The organism is Comamonas sp. w2-DMI (genome assembly GCF_040187735.1).
Taxonomy (GTDB): Bacteria; Pseudomonadota; Gammaproteobacteria; order Burkholderiales; family Burkholderiaceae_C; genus Comamonas; species Comamonas terrae.
This window is the reverse complement of sequence record NZ_JBANEL010000019.1, coordinates 48619-61001: the sequence shown is the minus strand read 5'-3', so window position 1 is coordinate 61001 and position 12383 is coordinate 48619. Positions and strand designations below refer to the sequence as shown.

General features: G+C 66.1%; 12 protein-coding genes. 8 read left to right on the top strand and 4 right to left on the bottom strand.

The window, feature by feature from the left end; translation table 11 throughout:
• The first annotated feature begins 10 nt into the window (after positions 1 to 10).
• The 3 genes from V8Z74_RS18500 (at position 11) to V8Z74_RS18490 (ending at position 2603) form a co-directional block, all read left to right on the top strand.
• A complete protein-coding gene (locus tag V8Z74_RS18500) occupies positions 11 to 817 on the top strand; it encodes a GGDEF domain-containing protein (protein ID WP_349710567.1) in 807 nt (268 codons plus the stop codon).
• Positions 810 to 1664 (top strand): MinD/ParA family protein, encoded by an 855-nt coding sequence (locus V8Z74_RS18495; RefSeq protein ID WP_066480691.1) that lies wholly within the window; start codon positions 810 to 812, stop codon positions 1662 to 1664. The genes V8Z74_RS18500 and V8Z74_RS18495 overlap by 8 nt, the downstream gene beginning before the upstream one ends.
• 168 nt (positions 1665 to 1832) lie before the next feature.
• Positions 1833 to 2603: a sulfurtransferase gene (locus tag V8Z74_RS18490; RefSeq protein WP_349710607.1), complete on the top strand. Its 771-nt coding sequence runs from the start codon at positions 1833 to 1835 to the stop codon at positions 2601 to 2603.
• A 113-nt stretch (positions 2604 to 2716) separates the two neighbouring features.
• Here V8Z74_RS18490 and V8Z74_RS18485 read toward each other — a convergent pair whose 3' ends face one another.
• The 3 genes from V8Z74_RS18485 to V8Z74_RS18475 form a co-directional block, all read right to left on the bottom strand.
• Positions 2717 to 3271: a flavodoxin family protein gene (locus V8Z74_RS18485; RefSeq protein WP_349710565.1), complete on the bottom strand. Its 555-nt coding sequence runs from the start codon at positions 3269 to 3271 to the stop codon at positions 2717 to 2719.
• 163 nt (positions 3272 to 3434) lie between these two features.
• On the bottom strand, positions 3435 to 3845 hold the full coding sequence (locus V8Z74_RS18480) for a DoxX family protein (protein WP_066480693.1): 411 nt from the start codon (positions 3843 to 3845) through the stop codon (positions 3435 to 3437).
• A gap of 145 nt (positions 3846 to 3990) precedes the next feature.
• Positions 3991 to 4692 carry a pirin family protein gene (locus V8Z74_RS18475; protein ID WP_349710564.1) on the bottom strand — a complete coding sequence of 234 codons (702 nt, stop codon included), beginning with the start codon at positions 4690 to 4692 and terminating at the stop codon, positions 3991 to 3993.
• A gap of 130 nt (positions 4693 to 4822) precedes the next feature.
• Here V8Z74_RS18475 and V8Z74_RS18470 point away from each other — a divergent pair, with 130 nt between their 5' ends.
• The 4 genes from V8Z74_RS18470 (at position 4823) to trmB (ending at position 8967) form a co-directional block, all read left to right on the top strand.
• A complete protein-coding gene (locus V8Z74_RS18470) occupies positions 4823 to 5761 on the top strand; it encodes a LysR family transcriptional regulator (protein WP_066480704.1) in 939 nt (312 codons plus the stop codon).
• Between the two features lie 182 nt (positions 5762 to 5943).
• The gene (locus V8Z74_RS18465) at positions 5944 to 7077 is read left to right on the top strand and encodes an NAD(P)/FAD-dependent oxidoreductase (RefSeq protein WP_349710563.1); all 1134 of its coding nucleotides are present in this window, start codon (positions 5944 to 5946) and stop codon (positions 7075 to 7077) included.
• Between the two features lie 51 nt (positions 7078 to 7128).
• Positions 7129 to 8115: a tRNA glutamyl-Q(34) synthetase GluQRS gene (gluQRS, locus tag V8Z74_RS18460; RefSeq protein WP_349710562.1), complete on the top strand. Its 987-nt coding sequence runs from the start codon at positions 7129 to 7131 to the stop codon at positions 8113 to 8115.
• Positions 8116 to 8226: 111 nt separating this feature from the next.
• Complete coding sequence (trmB, locus tag V8Z74_RS18455; protein WP_349710606.1) at positions 8227 to 8967, top strand: tRNA (guanosine(46)-N7)-methyltransferase TrmB; 741 nt, start codon at positions 8227 to 8229, stop codon at positions 8965 to 8967.
• Positions 8968 to 9172: 205 nt separating this feature from the next.
• On the opposite strand, the gene alaS is transcribed toward trmB, so the two are convergent.
• The gene (gene alaS / locus V8Z74_RS18450; RefSeq protein ID WP_349710560.1) at positions 9173 to 11797 is read right to left on the bottom strand and encodes an alanine--tRNA ligase; all 2625 of its coding nucleotides are present in this window, start codon (positions 11795 to 11797) and stop codon (positions 9173 to 9175) included.
• Positions 11798 to 11918: 121 nt separating this feature from the next.
• Here alaS and V8Z74_RS18445 point away from each other — a divergent pair, with 121 nt between their 5' ends.
• A complete protein-coding gene (locus V8Z74_RS18445) occupies positions 11919 to 12350 on the top strand; it encodes a hypothetical protein (protein ID WP_349710558.1) in 432 nt (143 codons plus the stop codon).
• Positions 12351 to 12383 lie beyond the last annotated feature (33 nt).

Sequence of the window (12383 nt, the reverse complement as noted above, 5' to 3'; positions counted from 1 at the left end):
GTAGCAAATTGTGACTTCTCCCACCCCTCTCCAATCCGTATATCTACGCGATCTGCGCTTGGCCACAGCCCATTCCCTGGTGGCTCGTGCGAGCGCAGGGGGCATGCAATTGCCCAGTGACTCGCCGACCCAGTATCTGCAGGCACTGATCGACGGCCTGTGCGCGCTGTCTCTGCGCGACCCGCTCACAGGCCTGGCCAACCGGCGGCACTTCCGCTCGGTGGTCGAGCGCGAAATGGACCGCGTGGCGCGCTCCGGCGAAAGCGCGCTGCTGCTGATGCTGGACATCGATCACTTCAAACGGATCAATGACGAACATGGCCATCTCGCCGGCGACCGCGTGCTACAGTCCGTGGCCCGGACCCTGTCCCAGGGCATACGCCCCATGGACACGCTGGCACGCTACGGCGGCGAGGAATTCGCCATCGTGCTGCCCATGTGCGCCGCAGCCTTCGGCCAGTCCGTGGCCGAGCGCCTGCGCGAAAGCATAGAGAGCACGCCGATCGTGATCTCGCCCGGGCTGTCGCTGCAGGTCACGGTCAGCATCGGCGGCGCCTTTGCGCTGCAATGGATACGCAGCACCTCGGCGCTGTGGACCGAGCGCGCCGACCGGCAGCTGTATCTGGCCAAATCCAGCGGCCGCAACTGCATACAGATCGAGGAGCCGCCCGACAGCACGGTGAGTGCCGAGGAAAAAAGCCTTCTTTTCGGGCCTTTGTTCGAGCCATCGCTCGATGACAATGACAACGATAACGAGATTGAACTCGACGTGAACACCGACATTGCAAGCCAAGTCAGAAAGCCTTCTGATGACTGACGTTGTGGCGCCCAGCCCTTCCTTTCCAGCCGGCATCTCGATGGGGGATGCCGTGCAGGCGCAAGCCCGTTCCCGACGCGCGCACATCATCGCGGTGACCAGCGGCAAAGGCGGTGTGGGCAAGACCTTCGTGTCCGTCAATCTGGCGGCGGCGCTCACGCGCCATGGCTACAAGGTGCTGGTGCTGGATGCGGACCTGGGCCTGGCGAATCTGGACGTGGTGCTCAACCTCAATCCCAAGATCACGCTGCACGATGTCTTCACCGGCCGCTCCTCGCTGGACGAGGCCATCCTGCCCACGGCCGGCGGCTACTCCGTGCTGCTCGCCGGCTCGGGCATGATCGAATATTCGCGCCTCACGCCCGAGATCCGCACCCAGTTCATGCGCACCATCGAGCTGCTGGCTCCGCGCTACGACATCATCCTGCTCGACACCGGCGCCGGCATTTCCGACGTGGTGCTGTTCTCGGTTTCCCTGGCCACGGAGGTGCTGGTGGTTGCCACGCCCGAGCCCACCTCGCTGACCGACGCCTATGCGGCCATCAAGGTGCTGGCCACGCAGCAAAAGCGCCAGCAGATCCGCCTGGTCATCAACCAGGCCCAGCGCCCTGGCGACGGCCGCGCCATCACCAGCCAGCTGCAGCAGGTGCTCAACCGCTTCGTGAGCACGGCCTCGGGCCAGCCGCTGCGCCTGTCGCATCTGGGCGACATTCCCATCGACCCCGCCGTGCGCGAGGCCGTGATGCGCCGCCAGCTGCTGCTGCAGGCCATGCCGGGAGCACCCGCGTCGCTCGCAGTGGCTCAGCTGGCCAATAAAATCAAGGCGGTCCTGACCACCGGCGCCTGAACCGCCGAATGCCTGCCGGGCCGCCTTGCGCAGCCCGTCTTTTTACGGCGCAAGGCCGGCGGTCGCCTTCGTGTTTTCCAGACGTCCCCCCGGATGCCCGGCCCTGCCCTTTTTCCTTCGGCCCGCGTGCGCTGGCTGCAGCGCCGCAACCCAACCGTATGCCTGTCCGTGCCTGAAATCCTCAATATCTCCTGCTACAAGTTCACGCCGCTGCCCGATGCCGCGGCACTGCGCGACACCCTGGCCCAACGCGCGCAGGCCCTGGATCTCAAGGGCACGGTGCTGCTGGCCGAGGAAGGCATCAACTTCTTCCTGGCCGGCCCGGCGGCCCAGGTGCGTGCCTTTGTCGATGCGCTGCGCGAGGACGAGCGCTTTGCCGACCTGGCGCCCAAGGAAAGCTGGTCCGACGCAGTACCGTTTCGCAAAATGCTGGTCAAGGTCAAGCGCGAGATCATCCGCATGGACCACCCCTCCATCCGCCCGGCTGGCGGCCGCGCGCCTTCGGTGGCGCCAGCCACGCTGCGCCGCTGGCTGGAACAGGGCCATGACGACGAGGGCCGAGAAGTGGTGACCCTGGACACGCGCAACGACTACGAAGTCGACGAAGGCGCCTTCGAGGGCACCATCGACTGGCGCCTGAACAAGTTCACCGAATTTCCGCCCGCGCTGCGCGCACACAAGGCGCAACTGGCCGGCAAGACCGTGGTCAGCTACTGCACGGGCGGCATCCGCTGCGAAAAGGCCGCCCTGCTCATGCAGGACGAAGGCGTGGAGCATGTCTACCAGCTCGAGGGCGGCATCCTCAAGTACTTCGAGGAAACCGACGGCAAGTTCTACAACGGCGGCTGCTTCGTCTTCGACGAGCGCGACGCGCTGGGCACGGACCTGGAGCGCACGGCGCTGGTCCACCCCCGTCCCGTCAAAAAGCACTTGCGGTAAACGATTCGCTCATAAAAGAGAAGCAGACAGCGCCTTCCACGCATGGATTCCAGATAGAAAACATCATGAAATCCAATGCAGTCCAGCGCTGGCCGATCCCGATTGAATAGCGCCTATCGGGTCCAGCGCGCCGCTGCCTGGGCCACGCGCGCGCCGAACTGGCGCGCCGTCTCCAGGTCGCCGGGCAGCATCTCGGCCACCGAGGCATCCGAGGGCGACTGCGCCATGGCGCCCGAATAGGCACCCATCCAGTTCGCATCGTTGCGCTGCGCGGCCTTGGTGTTGGACGGCAGCATGCCCAGGCCCACCCAGAGGCCGCCATGCTGCATGGCCAGGTGATACAGATAGTCGAGCGTGACCTGCTTGTCGCCCTGCACGCCGGCGCTGTTGGTGAAGCCGGCAAACAGCTTGTCCCTCCACGCCTGGGCGAACCAGGCCTTGGACGATGCGTCGGCAAAGCGCTTGAACTGCCAGCTGGGCCCGCCCATGTAGGTGGGCGCGCCCAGCACGATGGCATCGGCCGCCGCCAGTTGCTCCCAGCCGCCGGCCGGCAGATTGCCATCCGCATCGATGGCCAGCAGTTGCGCCGCCGCGCCCTGGGCCACGACCTGGGCCAGCCGCTGCGTATGCCCGTAGCCCGAGTGGTAGACCACCACGATATTCGCCATGTACTCTTCCTTGACTTGAAAAACGCGCCCGACGCTCCCTCATGCGCGTGCGCGCAGCTCCTTCGGGAGGGACATTTCACCTTGGGGGCGGCCCGGCTGTGAAAAAGCCCCGCCAGCCAGAGGCTGCGGGGCATATGAGAGCCTAAACGAAATTCAAGGCAGCTCAGGCGGCTTTGCGGGCATCCACGCTCCAGTCGCCGGCGCCATGGGCCGCGAAGCCCAGCAGGCCGCCGACAACGGCGATGTTCTTCCAGAACAGCAGTTGCTGCATCATGGCTGCCTCGGGCGGCACGCCCCAGAAGTTGTGGAAGAAGAAAGAGGCCACCAGCGTGAAGAAGCCCAGGACCAGAGCCACCCAGCGCGTACCCCAGCCCAGCAGGAAGGCCAGGCCGCCCACGATCTCCACCACCAGGGCCACGGCCACGCCGACTTGCGGCAAAGGCATGCCCACGGAAGCGGCATAGCCCACGGTACCGGCAAAGCCGGTGAGCTTCTGCAGGCCTGCCGGCACGAACAGTGCGGCGATCAGGATGCGGCCGATCAGGGCCAGGGGATTCTTCAGTTGATTCAGCATACAAACTCCTTGCGGCTGTGGCCGCTCAATGACAGGTGAAACGGCTCGCACACACCACGAGCGCCAGGGCATGGCCTTGGCGGCCACCGCCCTGCCGCATGCGCGCCGGTGCAAGCCCGGGGAACCAGACACGCACGGAAACCGTTCAGGCCTCGAGATCGAACACCAGCACTTCTGCCTGTTCGCCCACGTCCAGACGCAAGGCGGCTTCATTTTCCAGAAGTGCCGCATCGCCGGCTGTCAGCCGTTGCCCATTGACCGTCAGCTTGCCGCGCACCATGTGCACATAGGTCTTGCGGCCGGCCGGCAGTGCCATGTCGAAGGATTCGCCACCATCGAACAGGCCGGCGAACAGGCGGGCATCGGCATTCATGGACACCGAGCCCTCGGCGCCGTCGGGCGATGCCACCAGGCGCAGGCGGCCGCGCTTTTCGGCTGCGGGAAAGGCCTTTTGCTCATAGCCGGGCTCGACGCCGGTGCGCGCCGGCAAGAGCCAGATCTGCAGGAAATGCGTGGCCTGGCCCGCGGCATGGTTGTGCTCGCTGTGCACCACGCCCGTGCCGGCGCTCATGCGCTGCACCTCGCCGGGCACGATGGTCTGCTCGTTGCCCATGCTGTCCTTGTGCGAGAGCCCGCCTTCCAGCACATAGCTAATGATTTCCATGTCGCGATGGCCGTGGGCGCCAAAGCCCGTGCCCGGAGCGATGCGGTCCTCGTTGATCACGCGCAGGTTGCCAAAGCCCATGTGGCGCGGATCGTAGTAGCCGGCAAACGAAAAACTGTGGAACGACTTCAGCCAGCCATGGTCGGCAAAGCCGCGTTCCTGGGATCGGCGCAGAGTCATCATGGTGGAGTCCTTTCTTTGCGAAGCGTCAATCAAATCTCGATGGCTCCACTGTAGAAGCGCACCCCCATGCCGTGGCTGAGGAGCATTGATGGCATCATTCGAAAACTTTGAATAGTCCTCCGATACCACCATGCCCAGCTCCCGCGACGTCCTGACCCCCGACAGCCTGGCCATGCTGCAGGCCATCTCGGAAACCGGCAGCTTTGCCGCCGCTGCGCGCTCCCTGGGACTGGTGCCCAGCGCGCTGACCTACCGCGTGCGCCAGATAGAGGACGCGCTGGACGTGCTGCTGTTCGACCGCCGCTCGCGCCATGCCCAGCCCACCGAGGCCGGCCAGGCCTTGCTGGCCGAAGGCGCGCGGTTGCTGCAGGAGATCGATGCCGTGGCACACCGCGTCAAGCGCGTGGCCACGGGCTGGGAGCCGCAGCTGACCATCGTCGTGGACGGTGCCGTCGCGCGCACGCCGATCTTCGAGCTGATCGAGGCTTTCTACGCCCTCAAGCCGCCCACCCGCCTCAAGCTCAAGGAGGCCATCCTGAGCGGCACCCTAGAGACACTGACCAGCGGCCAGGCCGACCTGGCCATAGGCGTGGTCGTCAACACCAGCAACGCCGCAGACCTGCAGACGCGCGAGATGGGCGAGGCCGACTTCATCTTCGCCGTGGCGCCGCACCACCCGCTGGCCCAGGCGCAAGAGCCGATTTCCGATGAGGAACTGCTGCAGCACCGGCTGATTGCCGTGGCCGATTCGGGCGTGCGCAGCAACATCAGCTACGGTCTGATCGACGGCCAGGACGTGCTGACCGTGGACAGCATGCAGGCCAAGGTGGAGGCCCAGATCCGCGGCATAGGCTGCGGCTTCCTGCCGCGCGGCATGGTCCAGGCCTATCTGGAGGCCGGGCTGCTGGTCACCCGCCAGGTCCAGCGCTCCAAGCGCACGCTGCGCGTGCACTATGCGTGGTCCGGCGCTCCCCAGCATACGCCGGGGCGGGCGCTGCAATGGTGGATAGCGCAGCTGGAAAGCCCGGCCACACGCAAGGCCCTCATGGAAAACCATCACCGTCATTGAACGCCGCCGGGCGGCCTGGCGTCATGCGCCGGGTGTAGAGTGGCTGGCAGTGATGCGTTGCAGCATCGGCACCGCTGTCCCCCCTGTGCCGGCTCCGGCCCGGCCAGACCATGCGCAATACCGCTTGCTATGCTTTGAATAGCTGCTACGCTATGACGGACCTGTGTTGAAAAGGCTTGTTCATGAACGCTTCCCGTGCTTCCTCGGCCACCAAAGCTTCGCGCTCCGCTTCAGCTTCCCCCCAGCCTGCCGCATCGGGCCAGCCCCGGCGCATCGCCGTGGTCGGCGCCGGCATTGCCGGCCTGGCCTGCGCCCGCACGCTGATGCAGGCCGGCCACGATGTCCATGTCTACGAGCGCCTGTCCCAGGCCGGCGGCCGGCTGCGCTCGGTCAGCGGCCCCTATGGCAGCTTCGACATCGGCGCCCAGTTCTTCACCGTGCGCGATACGCGCTTCCAGATGGCGCTGGACACGGCGCCCGGCACGGTGCGCGCCTGGAGCGTGAGCAGCGTCCAGATCCGCAACGCCCAGGGCCGCAAGACGCAGGAAGCGCCGCCGGCACGCGAGACCCACTGGGTCGGCACGCCTGACATGCAGGCCCTGCCCCTGGCCTGGGCCGGCCCGCTGTGGGAGGCCGGCCGGCTGCACCTGGGCCAGTCCGTGACACGGCTGGTGCACCATGTGGCCGGCAGCCCGCGCCGCGCTGGCAGGCACCAGTGGGAGCTGACGCTGGATACCGAGGACCACGGCCAGCAAAGTGCCGGCGGTTTCGATGCCGTAGTGCTGGCCGTGCCCGCGCCGCTGGCCCGCCAGCTGCTGCAGTCCACCCCGCAGGGTGCCCAGCTGGCGCAATCGCTGGCCCTAGTGGAGATGGCCCCCTGCTGGGCCATGACGCTGTCCTACCCCATGGCGGCCCAGGCCGGCCTGACCACCCTGGGGCCGCAATGGAATGCGGCCCGCACCACACACGACCGCATCGCCTGGGTGGCCCGCGAGTCCTCCAAGCCCGGCCGGGCCCAGACCGAACGCTGGACCGTGCACGCCAATCCGCTGTGGTCGCAGGAGCACCGCGGCGACGATCCTTCGCGCGTGCTGTCCAAGCTGCAGAAGGCCTTTGGCGAGATCACGGGAATACGCGTGGCACCGCGCCATGCCAGCGTCTATCTCTGGCCGCAGGCGCAGACACTGGCGCCGCTGGGCCGGCCGCATCTGCATGATCCGTCCAGCGGACTCGGCCTGTGCGGCGACTGGTGCCTGGGCCACCGTGTCGAGGATGCCTTCCTCTCGGGACTGGAGATGGGCCTGGCGCTGGCCTGAGTACGCACTCCAGGCAAGCGGGCGCACGCGCCGCTATGATGGGCGCCCTCTATGTCCGCCATCCCTCTCCGGCCCGGCTATACCGGCCGCTTTGCCCCTTCGCCCACAGGCCCTCTGCATGCGGGGTCGCTGGTGGCCGCACTGGCCAGCTGGCTCGATGCCCGCGCCCATGGCGGCACCTGGCTGGTGCGCATCGAAGACATCGACCCGCCACGCTGCCAGCCCGGCGCCGACCAGGAAATCCTGCGTCAGCTGGCGGCCTGCGGTCTGCATTCCGATGCGCCCGTGGTCTGGCAATCCCGGCGCCATGCGCTCTATGCCCAGGCGCTCGAGCAACTCGTGCAGGACCGGCTGGCCTATCCCTGCGGCTGCACGCGCAAGGACCTCGAAGCGGTCTGGCAGGCCATGGGGCTGGCCCATGAGCGCCATGTGGAACGCCCCTATCCCGGCACCTGCCGCAACGGCCTGCATGGCAAGCCGGCACGGGCCTGGCGCTTTGCGCTGCAGCGCTGGATCGACCGGTACCCACCAGATCCGGCTCAAACGCTTGGCACACCTGCGCAAGCAGCTATGAATAATGATGAAGCAATGTGCGCAGGCCGGGTGCGCTGGCAGGACCGGCGCCTGGGCCCGCAGCAGCAGGATGTGCTTGCCACCGTGGGCGACTTCGTGCTGCGCCGGGCCGACGGCCTCTGGGCCTACCAGCTGGCCGTGGTGGTGGACGATGGCGAGCAAGGCATTACCGACATCGTGCGCGGCGAAGACCTGGCCGACAACACGCCGCGCCAGATCCTGCTGCAGCAGGCCCTGCATCTTCCGCTTCCCCGCTATCTGCATACGCCGCTGGTGCGCATGGCCAACGGCGAAAAACTCTCCAAGCAGCATGGCGCACCGGCCGTGGATCTTTCCAACCCTCTGGCAGCGCTGACGCAAGCCGCAGCCTGCCTGGACCTGCCGGCCCCGCATCATTCCGCTTCCACCGTGCCTGATGCACTGGCCCTCTGGGTACGGCACTGGCGTGAAATCCAGCGCGACTGACGCAACGCCGGCGCGCTCCGGCATTGCGGCTGGCGCTGCAGCCGGCACCCGTCCTTATTTACAATCCACCCCGTGACTTCCTCTACCTCCTCCCTACCCGAAACCTCATCCGTGGCCGCCACCGATACCAGCGGCGCTGAAGTTTCCACTCAAGCTCCCCAAGGCCAGGCCCCCGAGGGCGTGGCCTATCCCAAGACCATCAAGAGCTATGTGCGCCGCGCCGGCCGCACGACCACCGGCCAGGCCAAGGCTTTTGAAGAGCTGGGTCCGCGTTTTCTGCTGCAATACCGGAAGGCAGCGCTGGACGCTGGGGCCGCCTTCGGCCGTACGGCCCCGCTGATCCTGGAAATCGGCTTCGGCATGGGCGAGGCCACGGCCCATATCGCGCGCGTGCGCCCCGATGACAATTTCCTGTGCTGCGAAGTGCACGAGCCCGGCGTGGGCGCGCTGCTCAAGCGTATCGGCGAGCAGCAGATCGAGAACATCCGCATCCTGCAGCACGATGCCGTGGAAGTCATAGACAACATGCTGCCCGAAGCCTCGATCGACGGCGTGCATATCTTCTTCCCCGATCCCTGGCACAAGAAGAAGCACAACAAGCGCCGCCTGATCCAGCCACCGCTGATCGCCAAGCTGGCCGCGCGCATCAAGCCCGGCGGATACATCCATTGCGCGACCGACTGGGAGCCCTATGCGGTGCAGATGCTCGAAGTCCTGAGTGCCGAGCCCCTGCTGCAGAACACTGCCGACGGCTATGCGGCCAAGCCCGACTACCGCCCGCTGACCAAGTTCGAGAACCGCGGCCTGCGCCTGGGCCATGGCGTGTGGGACCTGGTGTTCAGGAAAAAGTAACCTCCTGAGGCGCTCGCGCCTTCCCCCTTTCTCTACGCGCTGCGCGCTATGGAAGGGGGACGATGCCGTCGCCGCGAGACGGCGGGGCCGCCTAGGCTCTTGCTCGACATCTCTGACATTGGTCAGCGCCAGTTTTAAGCATGAAAAACGCTCCTCGATGAGGAGCGTTTTCCTTTGGAGGCAAGGCAGCATTCGCTGCCTTGCCTTACAGGCGCTCCGCCACCCAGGCTTGCACGCTGGCCAACGCTGCAGGCACAGCCCCGGCATCGGTGCCGCCGGCCATGGCCATGTCGGGCTTGCCGCCACCCTTGCCGCCCACCTGCTGGGCCACGAAGTTGACCAGCTCGCCAGCCTTGACCTTGGCGGTCTCGGCCTTGGTCACGCCGGCGGCCAGCTGGACCTTGTCGCCGTCCACGGCGGCCAGCACGACAACGGCCGCGCCCAGCTTGTCCTTGAGCTTGTCCATGGTCTCGCGCAGCGTCTTGGCGTCGGCGCCTTCGAGCTGGGCGGCCAGCACCTTCACGCCCTTGACATCGGCCGCCTGCGTGACCAGCTCGTCGCCCTGGCTGGAAGCCAGCTTGCCCTTGAGCGCGGCGATTTCCTTTTCCAGGGCCTTGATCTGGTCCAGCGCACCGCCGATGCGGTGGGTCAGCTCGGCAGCTGGTGCCTTGAAGGCGGCCGCAGCCTGGTCCACGGTGAATTCCAGCGACTGCAGATAGGCCAGGGCATTGGCGCCGGTCACGGCTTCGATACGGCGCACACCGGCAGCCACGCCGGACTCGCCCACAACCTTGAACAGGCCGATGTCGCCCGTGCGCCGCACATGGGTGCCGCCGCACAGCTCGCGGCTGGAGCCGATGTCGAGCACGCGCACGGTCTCGCCGTACTTTTCGCCGAACAGCATCATGGCGCCGGTCTTCTGGGCGCTCTCGATGTCCATCACGCGCGCATCGGTGGCGGTGTTGGCCAGGATCTCGGCATTCACGCGGGCTTCGATCTCGCGGATCTGCTCGGCCGTGACCGGCGCATTGTGCGCAAAGTCGAAACGGGTGCGCTCGGCATTGACCAGCGAGCCCTTCTGCTGCACATGGCCGCCCAGCACTTCGCGCAGCGCCTTGTGCATGATGTGGGTCACGGAGTGGTTGCGCATGGTGGCGGCGCGCAGCTGCGTGTCCACCTCGGCCTGCACGGCGTCGCCGACCTTCAGGCTGCCGGATTCGAGCACGCCGTGGTGGCCGTAGACATCGGCCTTGATCTTGAGCGTATCCTGCACGGCAAAGCGCGAAGTGCCTGCGGTGATGGCACCCTGGTCACCGACCTGGCCGCCGGATTCTGCATAAAAAGGAGTGGTATCCAGCACCACCACGCCACTTTGGCCGCTCTTGAGCTCGGAAACGCTCTCGCCATCAGCGTAGAGCGCTACGATTTTTGCGGACTCGGCCAGGTGCTCGTAGCCGGTGAAAGTGTTGGCCGCGCCGCTGTACTCCAGCGCGCGGTCCATCTTGAACTTGCCGGCCGCGCGGGCGGTATTCTTCTGGTGCTCCATCGCGGCCTTGAAGCCGGCCTCGTCCACCGTCACGCCGCGCTCGCGCGCCACGTCGTTGGACAGATCCAGCGGGAAGCCGTAGGTGTCGTGCAGCTTGAAGGCCACGTCGCCGGGCAGCACCTGGGTGCCGCCAGCCAGGGCGTTGTCCAGGATTTCCATGCCGTGGGCCAGGGTCTCGAAGAAGCGCTCTTCCTCGGCCTTGAGCACGCTGGTGATGTGCGCTTCCTGCTCCTTGAGCTTGGGATAGGCCTCGCCCATCTGCAGCACCAGGTCATGCACCAGCTTGTGGAAGAAGGGCGTCTTCTGGCCCAGTTTGTAGCCGTGGCGGATGGCGCGGCGGATGATGCGGCGCTGGACGTAGCCGCGGCCTTCGTTGGAAGGAATCACGCCGTCGGCCACCAGGAAGGAGGTGGCGCGGATATGGTCGGCGATCACCTTCAGCGAAGGATTGGCCAGGTCCTCGACGTGGGTCTCGCGGGCTGCGGCCCGGATCAGTGCCTGGAACAGGTCGATCTCGTAGTTGCTGTGCACGTGCTGCAGGATGGCGGCCAGGCGCTCCAGGCCCATGCCGGTGTCCACGCAGGGCGCGGGCAGCCTGACGACGGAGCCGTCTTCCTTCATGTCGAACTGCATGAACACGTGGTTCCAGATCTCGATGAAGCGATCGCCGTCCTCGTCCGGGCTGCCCGGAGGGCCGCCGGCGATGTGTTCGCCGTGGTCATAGAAGATTTCCGAGCACGGACCGCAGGGGCCGGTCTCGGCCATCATCCAGAAGTTGTCGCTCTTGTACTTGCCGCCCTTGTTGTCGCCGATGCGGATGATGCGCTCGGGCGGCAGGCCGATCACGTTCTTCCAGATGTCGTAGGCCTCATCGTCCTCGTGGTAGACGGTGGCCAGCAGCCTGTCGGCCGGCAGCTTGAAGACCTGCGTCAGCAGCTCCCAGCCCCACTCGATCGACTCCTTCTTGAAGTAGTCGCCGAACGACCAGTTGCCCAGCATCTCGAAGAAGGTATGGTGGCGGGCGGTGTAGCCCACGTTTTCCAGGTCGTTGTGCTTGCCGCCCGCGCGCAGGCAGGCCTGCACCGAAGCCGCGCGCACGTAGGGGCGCTTGTCCGTGCCCAGGAACACGTCCTTGAACTGCACCATGCCCGAGTTGGTGAACATCAGCGTCGGATCGTTGCCCGGCACCAGCGAGCTGGAAGGCACCACCGTGTGGCCCTTGGAGGCATAAAACTCCAGAAACGTCTTGCGGATGTCGGCAACGGAAAAAGTGGGTGTACTCATGGTCTTTGGAATGGAGGTGCAAGGCGCAGCACCAGCGGCCTGCAGGGTTGCAGCAACCTGCAATGCGCAAGTCAGGGCAAATCAGCCAGACATTATAGGTTTGCGCTTGCAGCCCTGGCCCATGCCGGCACTTGCCACGCAGGCCCGCCGGATCCGGCATCCGCGGGCTTACACGGCAGGCGACTTGACGCCGCTCAATCCAGGCCTGCGGCATGCGCAGATAATCGGTGGCACAAGGAAGAGCATGACCGATCCAAAGACATCCAACGCGTCCGAAAAATCCACCGAGGGGCAGCGGAGCTCCCCCGGAAGCCGGCTGGTGCCCTGGCTCATCGGCTTGCCGGTCGGCATTTTCGGCGTGCTGATGCTGGTCGGCTCGCTGATGGACGACCCCGAAAGCAAGCAGCGCTGGGTCGAAGGCGAGACCGTCAAGCTCTGCTGGAAGCAGATCCAGAAACCCGAGGCCGAACGCAAGACCCATGAATTCAATTCCCGGGCCGATTGCGAGCAACTGGAGTTTGCCTACAAATCCAAGTACCAGGCCAATCCTTAGGGACCGGGCCATGAAAAAAGCCGGGGCGAGCCC

Coding starts and splice junctions, on each gene's coding strand:
- V8Z74_RS18475 (WP_349710564.1), bottom strand. CDS start 4,692: ATGATGACTCTGCGCCGATCCCAGGAACGCGGCTTTGCCGACCATGGC.
- alaS (WP_349710560.1), bottom strand. CDS start 11,797: ATGAGTACACCCACTTTTTCCGTTGCCGACATCCGCAAGACGTTTCTG.
- gluQRS (WP_349710562.1), top strand. CDS start 7,129: ATGTCCGCCATCCCTCTCCGGCCCGGCTATACCGGCCGCTTTGCCCCT.
- V8Z74_RS18445 (WP_349710558.1), top strand. CDS start 11,919: ATGCCGGCACTTGCCACGCAGGCCCGCCGGATCCGGCATCCGCGGGCT.
- V8Z74_RS18470 (WP_066480704.1), top strand. CDS start 4,823: ATGCCCAGCTCCCGCGACGTCCTGACCCCCGACAGCCTGGCCATGCTG.
- V8Z74_RS18485 (WP_349710565.1), bottom strand. CDS start 3,271: ATGGCGAATATCGTGGTGGTCTACCACTCGGGCTACGGGCATACGCAG.
- V8Z74_RS18480 (WP_066480693.1), bottom strand. CDS start 3,845: ATGCTGAATCAACTGAAGAATCCCCTGGCCCTGATCGGCCGCATCCTG.
- V8Z74_RS18495 (WP_066480691.1), top strand. CDS start 810: ATGACTGACGTTGTGGCGCCCAGCCCTTCCTTTCCAGCCGGCATCTCG.
- V8Z74_RS18465 (WP_349710563.1), top strand. CDS start 5,944: ATGAACGCTTCCCGTGCTTCCTCGGCCACCAAAGCTTCGCGCTCCGCT.